At 65.6% G+C, this 16,224-nt stretch carries 18 protein-coding genes; 7 read left to right on the top strand and 11 right to left on the bottom strand.

The genetic code is table 11. The annotated features are described in order from the left end of the window. Positions 1–44 precede the first annotated feature (44 nt). From ACQPZ2_RS16035 to ACQPZ2_RS16045, 3 genes are all read left to right on the top strand, one after another. Positions 45–1,538: a hypothetical protein gene (locus ACQPZ2_RS16035; protein ID WP_433526278.1), complete on the top strand. Its 1,494-nt coding sequence runs from the start codon at positions 45–47 to the stop codon at positions 1,536–1,538. Positions 1,539–1,571: 33 nt separating this feature from the next. After that, positions 1,572–1,946 carry a hypothetical protein gene (locus ACQPZ2_RS16040; RefSeq protein ID WP_433526279.1) on the top strand — a complete coding sequence of 125 codons (375 nt, stop codon included), beginning with the start codon at positions 1,572–1,574 and terminating at the stop codon, positions 1,944–1,946. Between the two features lie 214 nt (positions 1,947–2,160). After that, the gene (locus ACQPZ2_RS16045) at positions 2,161–2,643 is read left to right on the top strand and encodes a hypothetical protein (protein WP_433526280.1); all 483 of its coding nucleotides are present in this window, start codon (positions 2,161–2,163) and stop codon (positions 2,641–2,643) included. Here the strand turns inward: ACQPZ2_RS16045 and ACQPZ2_RS16050 are convergent. The 10 genes from ACQPZ2_RS16050 to ACQPZ2_RS16095 form a co-directional block, all read right to left on the bottom strand. After that, the gene (locus ACQPZ2_RS16050; RefSeq protein ID WP_433526281.1) at positions 2,592–3,254 is read right to left on the bottom strand and encodes a histone deacetylase; all 663 of its coding nucleotides are present in this window, start codon (positions 3,252–3,254) and stop codon (positions 2,592–2,594) included. The two genes, ACQPZ2_RS16045 and ACQPZ2_RS16050, sit on opposite strands and share 52 nt — an antisense overlap. Before the next feature lie 75 nt (positions 3,255–3,329). Then, positions 3,330–3,965 carry a class I SAM-dependent methyltransferase gene (locus tag ACQPZ2_RS16055; RefSeq protein ID WP_433527435.1) on the bottom strand — a complete coding sequence of 212 codons (636 nt, stop codon included), beginning with the start codon at positions 3,963–3,965 and terminating at the stop codon, positions 3,330–3,332. Between the two features lie 165 nt (positions 3,966–4,130). Further along, positions 4,131–5,120 (bottom strand): MlaD family protein, encoded by a 990-nt coding sequence (locus tag ACQPZ2_RS16060; protein WP_433526282.1) that lies wholly within the window; start codon positions 5,118–5,120, stop codon positions 4,131–4,133. Then, complete coding sequence (locus ACQPZ2_RS16065; protein WP_433526283.1) at positions 5,117–6,172, bottom strand: MlaD family protein; 1,056 nt, start codon at positions 6,170–6,172, stop codon at positions 5,117–5,119. Before ACQPZ2_RS16065 ends, ACQPZ2_RS16060 begins: the two co-directional genes overlap by 4 nt. Then, complete coding sequence (locus ACQPZ2_RS16070) at positions 6,169–7,254, bottom strand: MlaD family protein (protein ID WP_433526284.1); 1,086 nt, start codon at positions 7,252–7,254, stop codon at positions 6,169–6,171. Before ACQPZ2_RS16070 ends, ACQPZ2_RS16065 begins: the two co-directional genes overlap by 4 nt. Before the next feature lie 4 nt (positions 7,255–7,258). Then, positions 7,259–8,254 carry an MlaD family protein gene (locus ACQPZ2_RS16075; RefSeq protein ID WP_433526285.1) on the bottom strand — a complete coding sequence of 332 codons (996 nt, stop codon included), beginning with the start codon at positions 8,252–8,254 and terminating at the stop codon, positions 7,259–7,261. Then, a complete protein-coding gene (locus tag ACQPZ2_RS16080) occupies positions 8,242–9,261 on the bottom strand; it encodes an MlaD family protein (RefSeq protein ID WP_433526286.1) in 1,020 nt (339 codons plus the stop codon). Before ACQPZ2_RS16080 ends, ACQPZ2_RS16075 begins: the two co-directional genes overlap by 13 nt. Further along, on the bottom strand, positions 9,258–10,310 hold the full coding sequence (locus ACQPZ2_RS16085) for an MlaD family protein (RefSeq protein ID WP_433526287.1): 1,053 nt from the start codon (positions 10,308–10,310) through the stop codon (positions 9,258–9,260). The genes ACQPZ2_RS16080 and ACQPZ2_RS16085 overlap by 4 nt, the downstream gene beginning before the upstream one ends. A 5-nt stretch (positions 10,311–10,315) precedes the next feature. Then, a complete protein-coding gene (locus tag ACQPZ2_RS16090; RefSeq protein ID WP_433526288.1) occupies positions 10,316–11,179 on the bottom strand; it encodes an MlaE family ABC transporter permease in 864 nt (287 codons plus the stop codon). Further along, positions 11,179–12,015 carry an MlaE family ABC transporter permease gene (locus tag ACQPZ2_RS16095; protein WP_433527436.1) on the bottom strand — a complete coding sequence of 279 codons (837 nt, stop codon included), beginning with the start codon at positions 12,013–12,015 and terminating at the stop codon, positions 11,179–11,181. The genes ACQPZ2_RS16090 and ACQPZ2_RS16095 overlap by 1 nt, the downstream gene beginning before the upstream one ends. A 348-nt stretch (positions 12,016–12,363) precedes the next feature. Between ACQPZ2_RS16095 and ACQPZ2_RS16100 the strand changes: the two genes are divergently transcribed. The 4 genes from ACQPZ2_RS16100 to ACQPZ2_RS16115 all read left to right on the top strand — a co-directional run bounded on the left by ACQPZ2_RS16100 (position 12,364) and on the right by ACQPZ2_RS16115 (position 15,026). Continuing rightward, on the top strand, positions 12,364–12,969 hold the full coding sequence (locus ACQPZ2_RS16100) for a TetR/AcrR family transcriptional regulator (protein ID WP_433526289.1): 606 nt from the start codon (positions 12,364–12,366) through the stop codon (positions 12,967–12,969). A gap of 2 nt (positions 12,970–12,971) precedes the next feature. Further along, positions 12,972–13,628: a TetR/AcrR family transcriptional regulator gene (locus tag ACQPZ2_RS16105; protein ID WP_433526290.1), complete on the top strand. Its 657-nt coding sequence runs from the start codon at positions 12,972–12,974 to the stop codon at positions 13,626–13,628. 88 nt (positions 13,629–13,716) lie between these two features. Next, positions 13,717–14,223, top strand: a complete 507-nt coding sequence (locus tag ACQPZ2_RS16110; RefSeq protein WP_433526291.1) for a VOC family protein — start codon at positions 13,717–13,719, stop codon at positions 14,221–14,223. A 23-nt stretch (positions 14,224–14,246) separates the two neighbouring features. Continuing rightward, positions 14,247–15,026, top strand: a complete 780-nt coding sequence (locus ACQPZ2_RS16115) for a MerR family transcriptional regulator (RefSeq protein ID WP_433526292.1) — start codon at positions 14,247–14,249, stop codon at positions 15,024–15,026. 33 nt (positions 15,027–15,059) lie between these two features. Here the strand turns inward: ACQPZ2_RS16115 and ACQPZ2_RS16120 are convergent, their stop codons facing one another. Beyond that, positions 15,060–16,088: an AraC family transcriptional regulator gene (locus ACQPZ2_RS16120; RefSeq protein WP_433526293.1), complete on the bottom strand. Its 1,029-nt coding sequence runs from the start codon at positions 16,086–16,088 to the stop codon at positions 15,060–15,062. Positions 16,089–16,224 lie beyond the last annotated feature (136 nt).

The following is a 16,224-nucleotide window of genomic DNA, read 5'->3' on the forward strand; positions in this document are numbered from 1 at the left end:
CGTTCTGCGGGAACTGTGGGGCGCCCTCGCGCCGAGTGGATCCTGTGGAGGGGAGGACACAGCCGACCGGTCCCGGTTCGCTGCGTCGTGACGAGGCCACCCGGTATCTTTGCGCGGCTGTCCATTTGGACAGTGTGCTCGCCACCGAGGTGGTCGAGAAGGTGTTGGAAGAACCGCTGCGATCGGTCGCTCGTTCACCCGGGGTGGATCTGGTCGCGGTGGCCGAACACGCGGTGGCCGCCCGGACTCGGCATCTGATCCGTGATCTGGCGCTGTGCACTGTGCTGGTCCTGCTGATCGGCAACCAATTCCTCGGCGTCGAGCCCGGTAGCGCGCTCAGCTACCTGAATGTCCTCGATCCGTTCGCGCTGTTGTCGAAGCTGGCGATGTTCGCCATCGTGCTCGCCTGGGTGGCGGTTTTCGCCGAAGCGTATGCGGCACGCTGGGGCCGCACAGCGCATACGCTGCGGCGCGGCGTCTTTCGGGCTTCGAGCGCACCGGTGCCGCACCTGGCGGCGGTCCGCGCCGAAATCGACCATGTGGCGGCGTACGCGGGCGGCAATGTCACGGTGTACCACGGATATCAGCCGTTCCTCGGGCACGGATTTCCGCTCGGCGCGTGGTCGATGGCGCTGGATATCACCAAGGCGCGCAATGACGATGCGCCGATCCAGGAATTCACCGTCACCGAGCTGAATGAACGGCTGCGCAAGCAGATCGCCCAACTCGATGTGCCGAATCTCGACGTCTACAACCGATTGTTCGTCAACGGCAACGATATTCATCACGATCGGCGCTTCCTGCCGGATGCGCTGGGCCGCCCGCTCGACCGGGTTCCGGAGTCCACGGTCGAAGCGCTGATGCTCGCGCCGGAGGACCGCGCCCGGCCCTATCTGACCACCGAAATCGTCGGCTGGGACGGCGAATTGGCGTGGTCCGGCTTTCTGCGGCTGGCCGCCAGCTCTACCTCGCTGTTCGTGGAGTCCACCTACTGCATGGTGCCGCCGCTGCGCAAGGCCTATCACGAAGTCGACGAACTGCTGTTGCGCCCGCGCCCGCGCCAACTGCTGAACCTGCTGTGGCGCAGTCTGCTCCGGCTGCCGCGCATGTGGCTGCGCGCTGTACCGAATGTCGTGTACCAGGCCTTCGCCGACGTGCGCAGGCGGCGGAAGCTGGCGCGTCAGCAGAACGAGATCAGCCAGGTCTTCACCTTCGATCACGGTGCGCTGCTGAGCATTCGGGAGGCGGCCAGTGATCTGCGCGTCGACAAGCGCGGCAGGTCGATCGGCTACCACCGCTACTTCCAACTGCTCGATCAGGAGATGTACACCAAGATCCTGGAGAAGCGGGTCTTCGAGACGCTGGCCGCCTTCCTCGTGGAGAAGAACGTCGATCCCGACGAACTGCTGCGGCGCGGCGAACAGATCACCAATAACAGCGTGACCATCAGTGGCGATGCGACGCTGCTCAATTCGTCGATCGGCGGTTCGACCGCGACGACGGTGAACGCGACGGCCGGCGACGCGGCCGAGCGATGAGACCCACGACCCCAGTGGCACAGGAAGGCACCTATGGACAAGAACACCGGAGTCACCATCGGCGGCGATGCGCGGCTGTCCCGATCGGCGATCGGCGGACACGATGCGACGGTCACCAACACCAATGGTCCGCGCCATGCGACGGCCCCGACGAATCTGCCCGAACTCCGCGACGCGCTGACCGAACTGCTGAGCGTTATCGGCACGGCCACCGAGGGCATGAGTGATCGCGACGATATCGTCGCCGCCGTCGAACAGGCCCGCGCCGAGGCCGACAAGGACAGCCCGAACCGGCATCTGCTCGTTGGACTCTTGCATGCCGTCGCCAGGGCGGTGGTCGGCATCGGCTCGCTGGCCGGGGTGGTGACGGCCCTGGAGGCCGCCGCCACCTCGATCCTCGGCGGCTGAGCGACGACGGTGTCCGGCGGTTCTCATGTCGACATGCTGGAAATGCCGGGGCCTGCTCCCGGGGACCTGGCAGCGGCACTGCACCTCGTGCGGTGCGCAGGTGTGCTGGAACTGTGGACGCGAACCGGCCGATACCGCACGCCGGTTCTGTACCGGCTGCGGCACCGACCTCGCGCCTGGTCAACCTGAACGGCCCACTCCGAGAACGTCTTTCGTGAGGGTGCCGACGCTGGTGCTGGCAGCGCTCGCCACCACCGTATCGGTGGTACTGGTACTCACACCGTCCGACGGCCGGTCGGGGCCGTCCGCGACGCCGAGCGCTGCCACGGTCCCGGTGGTGGAAGCGCTCGGCGCTCGCGCCCCGGCGACGACAACGACCAGCGCCCCGCCGACCACTGTCGCGGCAGTGGTATCCGCCTCCGCCGCAGTCGTTTACGCCTATTTCGACGCGATCAACCGGCGCGACTATCCGCAGGCGTGGGAACTCGGCGGCCGCAATCTCGACTCCAGCTACGACGATTTCGTGGACGGCCTGGCCACCACGGACCGTGACGCGGTGACGATCACCGCGGAGGAGGGCGATACCGTCCACATCCGGCTGTCCGCCCGGCAATCCGATGGCACCTACCGCACTTTCGCGGGCTACTACGTCGTTCGGGACGGCGCGATCGTCTCCGCATCCATTCGCGTGGCCTGACCCAGCAGGGCGGCGATGGTCGCGGCGGTCCAGCCGAGTTCCGCGCCGGGGCGGGTGGCGATGTAGCCGGCGATCTCTTCGACTGTCCAGGCGTGGGATTCGGTCAGGCCAGCGGCGAGGTGGCGGATGTATGCGGCCGACGGTGGGTTGCCGGGCAGGTCGGTGTAGCGCCAAGGCGCGGTGATGGTGAGGACCGGAATCCCTTCGAAAGTGCCGGTGCAGACCAGGGTTTCGTAGCGACCGGGACCGAGTGTCACGCGGCCGTGGGTGATCGCTTCGCGCAGGTCCAGGTCGGTTCCGGGGGTTCGGTACATCTCCTGGGCGGCGATATCGCAGAACTGGTCGATGGTGACCAGATGGGCGCGGGCGGCGGTTTCACCGGAGGCGTCGGGATCGTAGAAGGCTCGGCCGCCGGTCCAGGTCAGGGATTCGGTGGCGAAATATTGCAGGCCGGGCAGCGTCAGCGGTACCGAGCGCAGCGGTTCGGCCCCGTGGCGGCAGCCGGGCAGCGTGATCGCGCCGCCGTCGGGTGTGCCGCCGGCGAGGTAGCAGCGCAGGCGGCTCAGATGCATATTCGAGCCGTACGACGCGTACCACACGGTCTCGGTCATGGCGCTGATTCGGGCATCGCACCCGCCTTCCGGTCGGAGAACACCTATGACACGAGCATGCCACGGGTGGCGGTATCAGCGCCGTGCGACCGTGAGCACGTCCGGTACCAGCGAGTTCGGCAGTGGGCGACGGACCGGCCGCTGTTCGACAACGGTGAATCCGGCCGCCTGGACCAGCGAACGCATCTCCTCCGGCGGCGGAAAGTAGGCGAGCCCCCGCACCGCGGGCGGCTGTAGCGCCATTGCCCACCGGCTGCGCGGATTATTGATCACGATCGCGAGCAACCCGCCGGGCGCCAGCACCCGATGGAACTCCGCGAGTGCCGCCGCATGATCGAAGAAATGGAAGGCGTGCGTGGACACCACCGCCTCCACCGCACCGTCGGGCAGGCCGAGATCCTCGGCTCGGCGATTGCGCCAGTTCACCCGATCCGACCGCGCCCGCGCCCGCTTCAACATCCCCACCGACGCATCGCAGCCGTACACCACATCCGGGTGCAGTTCGCATTCGATGCGGGCGGCGAGAATGCCGGTGCCGCAGCCGATATCGGCGATCCGACGCGCCCCGCCGATCCGCAATTGCGCGATGATCTCGTCCTGTGGTGGGCGATAGGCCACCCGTTGCAGCATCGGGAAGTTGTAGAGCTGCGCGGCTCGGTTCCAGCCGTGGGTCACCAGCCCGTTGAGTGCGCGCGTTGGCGATTCCGATATCGCAGACATCGCTGTCCCTTCGAAGACGTCACCACAGCCTAAGTTGTCTGGGACGGAATCGGAACTCTGGTCCGTACGGTGCTGGCGTGTGTGGCTGACTCGTGGGGATACAGATTTCCGCAAAGAGTGATGTGTCGGTCCGCTGAGCGTTGCTGTCTCAGGAGGCTATTTGACGGTGATCTGGAAGTTCAGCGTGCCATCGGGGCTGGTGGTATTGAGCGCCTGCGTGATGAGACCGCCGATATCCAAGGGCTGCAAGGCATTTGCCGCCAGCGCGGCCACGGGCCGCACGAGCGGGATCATGGCTGCCAGATCCGGTCCGATCTGGTCGAGCCGCACGGAAAGTTGCCGCAGCAACGGCACGAGCCCGACCGTCTCGTTGGTATCGGTCAGGTAGTCGGCGGGCACATCGCCCTTGCGGACCACCCGCGCGATCGAGGCCGCCACTTCACCCACTCGTGGTCCGAACGCGGCCCACGGTCGGGAGGCATCGTGCAACGCGGGCCCGGACCACGACATATCGGTGGCCTCGGCTTGGAAAGCGAGCAGCATGTCGCGGATGACATCCGAACGGGCGAGCAGTGTGGCCGCGAGCAGATCCGTCGACCGGGACAGTTGCGGGACGACCGTCTCGGTCCCCGCCAGGCCCTGGCTGAAGGTTTCGACAATGGCGCCCATTGCCTGCGGATCGAGCTGGTTCAGGATGCGGGTCGCTGTTTGGGCCACTTCCGGGATGGAGATCGGCATGACGATCTTGTCCGCGGCCACCGTCTGCCCGTCGCGCAGATACGGGCCCGCACCGCCGCTGCGCGGGCGGAAGTCCAGATAGGACTCGCCGAGTCCGGACAGACTCTCGATCCGCGCAATGCTCGAGGTCGGGATGTGGTACTTGTCATCGACGCGGAAGTGCACGGAAACCTTTGTGCCGGTATGCGATACCGAGGTGACCTGGCCGACCTCGATGCCGGACAGCAGCACCTTGGACCGAGGCAGCAGGCCGCCGGAGTCGGTGAGCACCATGGTGGCCTCGGTGTACGCCTCGAGCCAGCCGACCTTTACCACGCCGAAACTCAAATAGCTGCTGCCGATTACCAGGATCGCCGCGATGGCGGCCAGGGAGACGGCTGAACTCGGTTTGACGGCAAGGGATTTCATCGCACCATGCCGATCATGCGCAGGCTCGCGATAATGCGATCGACCTGGTCATCGGTGGATACGGCCGAGCCCTCGACGCCGATTCGGGTCAGATTCACTTTCGGGCCTCGCTGCACGAATGGGATGATCTTGTCGCGCAACAGCGCAACCAGCCGGTTGAGGTTGGACGGCGCGGACAGGTCGAGCGGGTCGGCCGCCAACAGCATGGGCACGAACGCCTTGGCGGCGGCATCTCCGGCCTGCAGCAACGGGCCGAGCCAGGCGATGGCGTGGCCGATGACGCCGAGCGCGCCGACGACACCCAGGGTGTACACCAGCGAATTCGCGAAGGCCGGAATATCGTGCGCACCGCGCTCGGAGAGCAACGCATCCAACTCCTCCCGGTTGTCGAGCACCGCCCCGAGGTCCTGCTGTATCGCGTCGATCAGGCGGTTGACCGAGTCCAGATTGTCGGCCACATCCTGGGCGTCGTGGCCGAGGGTGTCGAAGATCCGTGCGGTCTCGGTCGGCTGCGCGGGCAGGACGGCATTGGTGCGGTTGACGATCTCCTGCATGCTGTGCAGCGCACCGCCGCCGATGAAGGTCGACATGCCCGCCATCAGATCCTCGATCTGCAGCGCTGGCCTGGTCTGTTGCAGCGGAATGGTGCCGCCGGGTGCGATGGTGGTGGCGAAATCGGCTGGCGGAGTGGTGAGTCCGATGTAGATATCGCCGAGGACGGTGTTCTGGCGCAATTGTGCGGTGGTTGTCGTCGGCAGCCGCACCGAGCTGGAGATATCGACGATGGCGTCGATCCGGCCGCTGTCCCGGGCGGATGGATCGACCACCGTGACGGTGCGCAGGCTGCCGATCCGGGCGCCGTTGGCCACCACCTTGGCCTGCTTCGGCAGATTCAGCGCATTCGCGAATTCGATCCGGACCTGATAGGTCGGACCCGTCACCGACGCACCCGGCACGGGTACCGATGACGGATCGAAACCGCAACCGCCGAGCAGCATTACCGCCGCCGCGCACCCGGATCCGACCCTTCGCAGCAGAACCGACTTTCTCATCGCGCACCTACCGGAGCGAAAACGAGCGCGGCCAGATCGACGTCACCGAGCCCGTTCGCCACGCTGCGGCACCGCCCGGGCAGCACCGCATTCACCGTGGCACAGATCTGTTCGGCATTCTCCTGTGGCAGTGTGACTTTCGGCGGAGCATAGGTGAGCTTCACCTGCCCGGTCCGCGGGTCGATCGCCCGCTGGAACGCTCCGACAAGCGCCGGGATCATGTCCACGACCTGTTGCAGCGTCCCGACATCGGCGCTCAACAAGCGCAGGTACGGTGCGAGATCGTCGAGTCCGCGGAGAATCTCGCGGCCGTACTTGCGTGAGATGTCATTGAACATCGGCAGGTCGACGAGCAGCGAATCGACCAATTGCACCACCTTCTGCCAGATCTCGTTGACGAAGGCGATGCCCGCCCCGGCGTTCACCAGCGCGGTTTTGATATCCGCCCAGTTGGTCGAGATGCTGGCCGACAGCTGCCCGAGCGCGTCGATGAGCGCCCCGATATGCCCGATGGCGGCATCGGGGGCGCGTAGCGCGGTGCCGAGATCCTTGATCAGGGCATTGATGGCGGGACCGGTTCCCGCGGTGGCCTTTTGGAAGGCCGCCACGCTGTCGCTGATCCCTGGTGCGCCATGGGTATCGAGTTCACTTGCCAGACGCGAGAAGGCCGACAGTGATTCGGTAATGCTCTTGGGTGTGAAGGTCTGGGTGATGCAGGTATCGCGTTTCCATGCGGTGCCGCCGGGTTCGCCCAGAACCGCGAGATCGCGATCGGCGACAAGGGTATCGGAGACGGTGGTGGCGCTGACCTGTCCCCGCAGCGGATGGCCGGCCTTGACATCGAATTCGACGCGCACACCGTCGCCTTGTGGTTCGACCGAGGTGACGGTGCCGACCGGCATGCCGAGCATGGTGACGTGATTGCCGACATAGAGACCGACGGCATCCGGCATGATCGCGCAGTAGCCGAGCTTGTGCTCCATCGGCCGGAACGCCACCAGATAGCCCGCCACCGCGACGACCGCGATGACGATGCCCCCGATAATCGTGACGAACCCCGGCGAACCGAGTAGCCGTTTCATGGCCTCAGCACCCTCTTCCCGGGACGGGGATGCAGGTGGTGATGGTGTCCGCCGACTGATCGATGACAATACCGTCCTGCGAATGCACCGCGGTCCGCAACTTCGCCTCGACGCCGCGCAGCATATTCAGTGAACCATCGAGCTTCCCGACGAGATCGCGCAGTGCGGGCAAAGCCTCCATCAACTTGTCGACCATTGGCTGCAACTGCTCGCGCCAGGACGGTTCGAGCGCTGCGATCCGGGACAGCAGTTCGGCGGCGATCACCAGCGCCTGGGTGATCTCGGCCTTCTTGTTCAGCCCCTGCACCTCGAGCAGGCCGATCTTGCGGACGAATTGGCCGACCAGTGACCGGTTGTCATTGATGACGGTGAGGAATTCATCGGTGACGGTCAGCGAACGCGACACCTCGGCGTTCTGCCGGTTGAGGATGGTCACGAAGGTCTGCATCGCATTTCCCATGCGGCGCAGACCGTCCGGGCTGCGGTCCAATGAAGTTCGCAGTGCGGCCAGATTCTCGCGCAACGTGGTGGCATCGACCTCGGCAACCGGTTTCGCCGCATCCCGCAATGTGCGCACCAGACTGTAGGGCAGTTCGACCCGATCCGACGGAATCGCACTCCTACCCAACGGCTTCTGTCCGGCCGGGAACACGGCCACATAGTGACCGCCGACGATGGTGAGCATCCGGATCTCCAGGGTGGTCGCATCGCCGACGAAGACATCGCGGTCCACGGTGAATTCCATCCGCACCCGATCCGGTTGCAGCTCGAGCGAGGTCACCGCGCCTACCGGGACACCGGCAACACGCACCTGGTTGCCGACACGAATCGATTGCGCCTCGGGCAGATACGCGGTGTAGGTGGACTTGCCGATCGGCAGCACATAGATCACCGCGGTCGCGCCGAGAGCCAGCACGAGCACGATCGCGCCGATCAGGCCGAGGCGCAGTTCCCGGCGCTGTTCGGTGGCCTCGTGCCGATCGTGCTTCAGCTTTTGCATATCGAAATCCTTTGCCCGGCAATCAGTACCGCCACCATGGACGGCACTTGGGCCTGCCCTTTCGAACAGGTGAGGTCGACCTGCACCCCGGTGCGGCCCGACGGCACCAGTGCGGACAGCGATTGCAGCAGACCGGGAAGTCTGCCGAGCAGATCCAGAGCCGTCGCCGGATCCGGAAACAGCAGGCGCAGATCGTTCTCCAGATTCGGATTCGCGGCCTCGGTGAATCCGAGAATGGCCAAGAGACTGTTCAGCGGACCGAGCGCGGACGGGGCCACATTGGCGAAATCGATCAGACCGTCGAGCTTTTCCTGGAATGCGGTGAACACATCGGACAGCCCACGCAGCAGCGTCACCAGATGTGGTGAGCGGCCGCCGATCTGGGCGGAGATCGATTCCAGATTGCCGACAAGCGTGGCGAGTACGGCCTGCCGGTCCGATACATACGAGCTGAGCCGCCCGATCGCATCGAGCGCGGGCCCGATCCCGGCACCATTGCCCTCGATCACCGCGAGCACGCTCTCGGTGAACTGGTTCAGCGCGCCGGGGGAGAATTCCTGCAGCACCGGCTGTAAACCATTGAAGAGCTGGGTGATATCGAACGATGGGATGGTGTGGTCGGCCCCGATGGTGGAACCGTCGGCCAGTTTCGGCGTCGGATGCTCGGGCTGGCGGATATCGATATAGCGCTGTCCGGTCAGCGACTGGTAGCGAATGGCGAGCACGCTGGCGTCGTAGACAGGCCGATCCCGCTGCACCGTCAATTCGACAGCGGCACGGCCATTTTCGAGAGAGATGTGCTGCACCTTGCCGACCGCGACGCCGTACATGCGCACGTCGTCACCGGTCTTCAGGCCATTGGCGTCGGTGAATTCCGCACGGTAGGTCGCGGTATCGCCGCCGACCGGTCGGACAATGGCCGCCGCGATCACTGCGAGCAGCGCGATCATCGCCGCCGCGAACAGGCCGAGCTTCCATGCCACCGCAACGGTCGAGGTCGGCTTCATGACGCACCGCCCAGCATCGCGAATCCTTGCTGACCGAGGAGCGGCACCGCGATGCCCGGCACGCCGCGCAATGTGACGGCAGCATTGAGCGCAGTGCCGTCGGAAGTGTCGGCGAAGATGCGATCGAGCCGCTGGATCAGTTCGGTCAACTCGGCATGTGATCGGCCGGGATCGGGGACGGTCGCGGCGAGAGCGGCTACGAACGGGGCCAACATATCGCCGTAGCCGGAGAAGTGCTGGCGGGCAATATCACCGACGGTGCCGATGGCCGGGAAGGCCTGCCCGGTGATCATCAGGATGGACGCGTCGTATTTGGCCCGATCGTTTCGCAGGACTTCGATATCGAGGACCGACTTCAGCAGTTTGAAGGTCGCGGAGGTGAACGAGCCCAATCCGTCGCAGAACGACGCGTATTGATCGATCAGGAACGACGACGGGTAGCGCTGGGTATCGGCGACCGCACGACTCAGCATGACGGCGGCCTCCAATATCGGCGTGAAGGCCCGTAGTTCACCGCTGAAGGTCTGGAGTACTTCGGCGAATTGGGGAGTGAAGACCTCGGTCGAGGTCTCGGTGAGCGCACGCAGCAACCGCCCCATCGTCGCGTCGCGGACCCGATTCGCGTGCGCGCCTGCGAGATCGACCACCGAACCGGAGCGCAGCGGGGCACCGCCGTCGGCACGCCGCAGGGTGACCGCACTGATGCCGAAGAGGTTCTCCGGCGCGTAGTCGACGGTGAGATCCTCGGTGAGTCCGGCGGTTTGGGCTCGGTCCAGATCCAACGTGATGAGCTGGCGGCCCGTGCCGATACTGGCGATATCGGTGATGGTGCCGACATCGACGCCGTCGAAGCGCACCGCGGTGCCCTCGGCAATGCCCTCGCCGATCTGCTCGGTGCGCAATTGCACCCGCATGCGCTCGCCGTCGGGCTGGTTCCGATACCCGTTCCAAGCCAATGTGACTCCGACCGCGACGACCAATGCCGTCGCACCCAGCGCGCGCGATCCGCGCCGCCCCATGGTGACGCCCGGCAATCCGTAGTTCGGCATCTGGCCTACCCCGGGAATTCGATGGCCGAGTCGACACCCCACAGCAGCAGGGTCAGCACCATATCCAGCGCGATGATCGCGACGAAGCTGGCGCGCACCGCCCGCCCCGACGCGATGCCAACGCCCTCGGGTCCGCCGGAGGCGAAAAACCCGTAGTAGCAATGAATCAGGATGACCGCGATGCCGAACACCAGGATCTTGATCACCGCGGCGAGTACGTCGTAACCACTGGTGAACTGGAAGAAATAGTGGTCGTACACACCACCCGCCTGGCCGTGCAGCAATACCACCACGGTCGAGCAGGCCAGATAGCTCAGGATCAGCGCTATCAAGAAGGTCGGCACGATCGCGATCGCACCGGCGATCACCCGCGTGGTCACCACGAACGGAACCGAGCGCAGGCCGAGGGATTCGATCGCATCGATCTCCTCGGAGATGCGCATGGAGCCGATTTCGGCGGTCATCCGGCAACCCGCCTGTGCGGCGAATCCGACCGCGGCGGCGATGGGAGCGAGTTCGCGGGTATCGGCGAAGGCCGAGACGACACCGGTGACCGGGCCGAGCCCGAGCAGGTCCAGGGTGGTGAAACCTTGGATGCCGACGCCCGCGCCCATGGCGATGCCGAGCACGATCAACATCGGTACGGTGCCACCGCCGACGATGACCGAACCGCGGCCCCAGGTCATATCGGTGATGGTGCGCATGGTTTCGCCGCGATAACGCCTGAATGTCAACGGAATAGCCGCAAGCGCTTGGAAGACGAACCCGAGCGCGAAACCCGCATTCTCCAGCGCATCCAGCACGCGCGCCCGGTCCAGCAGTCGATTTGCCCAGCGAAATCCCCTGGGCACGTAGCGAGTAGCCATCATCACGCCACCCGCAGCGGCAGAAACATGGCCACGACCTGCGTGATCACCAAATTCACCACGATGATCGACGCCACCGACAAGACGACCGCGGCGTTGACACCATCGGCGACTCCGCGCGGCCCGCCGCGGGCTTCCAGCCCACGCTGGCAGGCGACGATCACCACGATGAACCCGAAAAGTACTGCCTTGGTTATGGAAATCCACACATCGGTGAGCACGGTGAACGAGCCGAAGGTCGCCCAGTAGCTGCCGGGCGTGACGTTCTGCGCGCCGATCGCGACCGCGTATCCGGCGACTACGCCGACGAAGATGATCAGCACATTGAGCAGCGGTGCGATCAGCAACATCGCGGTCACCCGTGGAATCACCAGCCTATGGACCGGGTTGATGCCCATGGTGCGCAGCGCGTCGATCTCCTCGCGAACTGTGCGTGCGCCGAGGTCGGCGGCAATGGCCGAGGCCCCGGCACCGCCGAGCAGCAGACCGGTCGCGATCGGCGCGCCCTGCTGGATGACACCGAGCCCACCCGCCGCGCCGATCAGCGAATCCGCGCCGAGCTGATGGATCAGATTACCTACCTGCACCGAGACGACCACCCCGAACGGCACCGCCATCAATACCGCGGGAATCGCGGTCACGGTCACCAGATACCAAGCCTGGCGCAGCATTTCGTGCCACCGGAACCTGCGCGTGGCGATATCGGAGACGGTGCCCCGCGCCGATTCGAGGCCGAGGTCGACCACCCGTCCGAAGGTGCGCAGACTCGACAGCGTGGTGTCGGTGAGGTTCTTGCGCGCGACCTGCGTCGTGGTCGGTGCTGTCTTCGATAGCCGCATCGATGCATCGGCGTCCATCGATGTTCCCTCCTCTAATTCCCCCAGCAGGCCACAACCGGGCGCCCCTGCCCGTCGCGGAGTCTCGACAGTTGTTGCCGTACTGACCGCGGGTCTGTGAACGCGGTCACCCTGTGCCCCCGGTGTGATCGACACCATCGACTGCCGGGCAAACGCTAACACTGCGGACGCACCGAATACAACGGAATCAAATTCCACGCACCCCTTGCGCCGGTGCGTTATTCGCGTGCTGGGACGTCGAATCCGCGGCGGGCGCGAGCGAAATGCGTACACTGGCCCAGCCGGAAGCAAATCTGAAACAGGTGTCCGTCAGCCGACGTTGGAGGGTAATTGTCAACACGACGCGACGACATTCTCGACGCAGCACGGGACCTGATCGTGCGCGAGGGTTACGGCGGCGCCAGTATGCACGCGATCGCGCGAGCGACAGGTGTTACCCGCCCCGCGCTGTACGCCGAATTCGGTGACAGGGAAGAACTTTTCGAGGCACTGCTCGATCGCGAGGAAGAACGGGTGCTGGCCATGGCGGCCGAGGCGACTCCGGTATTCCAGGAGGGCGCGGATCTGGCCGCGATCGCGGCGGACGTCTCGGCCGATGCCGTCGATATCTTTCTCGAGCTCGTCGCGGCCGCGCCGCAGAGCTGGCGATTCGTGCTGATGCCCGGCGACGGCCTACCCGAAACCGCGCACGAACGGGTGGATCGCGGCCGGGAGGCGCTGCGGGAGCGCAGTCGAGCGGTACTCGCGCTGATCGCCGCGCTCACCGAGCGAGATATGGACGAAGAGTTGTTGAGCCACGCGGTGATCAGTGCGAGCGAGACCGGTGCGAGGCTGGTGCTCGCCGAGGACGGCGCGCAACGGCGCGAGGCGGTATCCGAGACATTGCGCTGGGTGGCGCGCCGGGCGGTCGCCGCCGCCGGAATCAGAGAGAACTAGCGATGGCCGACGCGAAACAAGCAGCGCCCCACAAGCAATCGCCTAAACGCAAGTACGCCAAGCGACTTCAGCCAGCGGACCGGCGTGAGCAACTGCTCGACGCGGCGTTGCGCATGGTGGCGGAGGCGGGATTCACCAGCGTGAGCATTGCCGCCGTCGCCGAGCGGGGCGGGGTGACCAGGCCGGTCGTCTACGACTCCTTCGGCAGCCGTGACGAACTACTCGAGGCGCTCATCGAACGCGAGACCGCCCGCATGGCGGCGGCAGTCGCCCGCTCGGTAGCCGATACCGCCACGACACCCGAATTCGGAACCGCCGCACCGGAACAGCTGCCCGCGATGCTCGGCCACTTTCTGACCGAGGTCTGCTCGATGCCCGATACCTGGCGACTGGTGTACTTCCCGATCGACGGTGTGCCGCCGGTACTGCGGGAACGGGTCGCCGCGGCTCGCGACGAATTGCGCGCACCACTGCGGCAAGCACTCGGACTGTGGCTGGCGGAGGAGCCCGATGCCGATGGCGTCGATCCGGATGTATTGGCCCAGGTCGTACAGGGCACCATCCAAACCGCGGCGCGTCTGGTGCTCGACCATCCCGATGAATTCGGCATCGACCGAATTCTGGCGCTGTTCGACTATCTGTTCTTCCGTGCGGCATAGCGACTTTCGCCGTTCGATCAGTTCGCGGATCTCGGTCCAGCGGGCCGTGATTTGACCCTGACGTTACGTCAGGCTCGACGATGTGGCGGTGAGCGAAACCTACCCAGCATTCGATATCAGTCCGGTTCCCGTACCCGCGCTCGACGCCGTGGCGCCGGAACGTTTCCGCGGCCTCTACGGGATGCCGATGTTCGTCACGGTGCCGACCGCCGATCTGGTCGCGTCGGTCGACTTCTGGACGCGCGGACTCGGCTTCTTCGACCTGTTCTCCATTCCGGGCCGACTCACCCATCTGCGGCGCTGGGCATTCCAGGATGTCCTGCTCGTATCCGCCGACCAGACCGCGGCGGCAACCGAACTGAGCGTGAGCTTCGCCTGCGTGCTGAGCCAGCTCGACGAGATCGCGGCCGCGTGCGAGCAACTGCTGCCCGGTTGCACGTCCGGTCCGCGGCCGATGCCGTGGAATACGGTGGATCTCGAGATCCGAACGCCGGACAACACGCGGGTGATCATGACCGCGGCGCGACCATACGATCCGAACAGTGCCGAAGCCGAGCTGCTGCGGTCCGTCGGGATCGGGGAGCCACCGGCATGAGCGCGCCTGTCAGACTGGGCGGCGTGACTGATCAGGCCGATGCCGGTCTCACCGTCGGTACGGCCGCCGCGTGCACGGGCGTCACGATCCGGACGCTGCACCATTGGGATGCGATCGGGCTCGTGTGCCCGACCGAGCGCACCGACGCCGGGTACCGGCTCTACACGAGGGCGGACATCGCCCGCGTCCATCGTGTGCTCATCTACCGTGAGCTGGGCGTACCCCTCGATGAGATCAAGACGGTCCTGGATGCGCCTGCCGCCGACGCGACGTCGTCGCTGCGTCGGCAGCGCGACGAACTCCGCGAGCGCGCCGCTCGTCTGCAACAGATGGCCGATGGCATGGACCGCGTGATCGAGGCCAGAGAATCCGGAATCCTGCTCTCCGCCGAGGAGCAGATCGAGATCTTCGGCGAGGACTGGCAACCCACCTGGACCGCCCAGGCCCACGACCGCTGGGGTGACACCGCCCAGTGGGCCCAGTACGCCGAACGCGCCGCGGACCGAACCGCCGAGGATTGGCAACAGATCGCCGACACCGTCGACGCACTCAACGCCGACCTCGCCGCCGCCTACCGTGCCGGAGTACTCCCCGGCAGCGACGAAGCCAACGCCTTGGCCGAACGCCACCGCGCCTCCATCGACACCTACTTCGACTGCACCCCCGCCATGCACATCTGCATCGCCCGCACCTATCTCACCGACCCGAACTACAGCACCTTCTTCGACACCCTCGCCCCCGGCCTGACCCCTTGGCTGTCCGGCATCATCCACGCCAACGCGGGTCAGCCGAGAATGGACTGATGTAAGCGTCCTCTCGACGTTTGTGCCGAGGGTTCACCTGGTTGCGACGAGCGTCCCGCGGGCTCGGAATTCCTGTGGCGGACAGCCTTGCCAGCGACGGAAAGCGCGGATGAAGGAGGCGGCCTCGGCGTAGCCCAGGCGGGCCGCCACCTGTTCGGTGGTCATATCGGTGTGGCTGAGCAGTTCCTCCGACATCATCTGGCGTACCTCGTCGAGCAGGTTGCGGAAGGAGGTGCCTTCGTCGCGCAGGCGGCGAGACAGCGTACGCGGGCTCATGAAAAGCGCTGCGGCGACGGCGATTTGGTCCGGAATCTCACCCGGATTGCGGACCAGCAGGTCACGCACCGAACCGGCGACACCGGTGCGGGCGCGGCGGGCGGTGAGCAGATCGCGGCACAGTTGTTCGCATGTTCCGCGCGCCCATTCGTTGGCCTGCGGCAGCGCGACATCGAGATACGAACTGTCGAAAGCCAATTCGTTGACCGCCGCGTCGAATTGCGGTTCGACACCGAAGACGGTGCGGTAGCGCGTCGTATCCGCCGGAGCGGGATGGCGGAAGCTGATCCGGGCGGCGGGCACACCCGCGGAGAACCGCTCCCGGCCGATGGACTGGATACCGGTGATGACACGCTCGGTGAGGAAGGCGCGCACATCCTCCGGAATCGCCGAATCGTCGAAGATGAGCCGCGACTCGGCCGGTCCCTCCTCGAAGGTCAGCCGACCGAACACGAAGGCCGAATCGACATACCGCAGCGAAACCTCGATCACCTCGCGCACCGTGCGACTGCTGAGCAGCGCCAACCCCCACGGTCCGTACAGCGATAAGTGATAGCGGTTCCCGGCCTCGACGCCCAATCCTGGTTCGGCGCCGCAACGCGCGAGCAGATTCCGCACGACGCGCACCTCTTGCCGCGCCGTCACCGCGGCATCGGGATCGCTCACCGCCTCGGGCGCCAGCTTCGTGCCCTCGAGACAGGCTTCCGCCGACATGCCGCGTTCCTGCGCCAATCGCATCAGCACATGCACGCTGGATGTACTACGCAGGAGATCCCAATCGAACACTGAACTGCATCCTCGTCGAAGCCTGGTCGCGTCTTGCTCTTGGCGGAAGGTATCAATCCTTTCTTCTCCATCGCAGGAAAATCGGAACACCCGGTGCCACGTCGGCGGAAATGCCACGCTGGAGGGAGGGGCACAG

Origin of the sequence: Nocardia pseudovaccinii (assembly GCF_050942345.1) — a bacterium.
Taxonomy (GTDB): Bacteria; Actinomycetota; Actinomycetes; order Mycobacteriales; family Mycobacteriaceae; genus Nocardia; species Nocardia pseudovaccinii.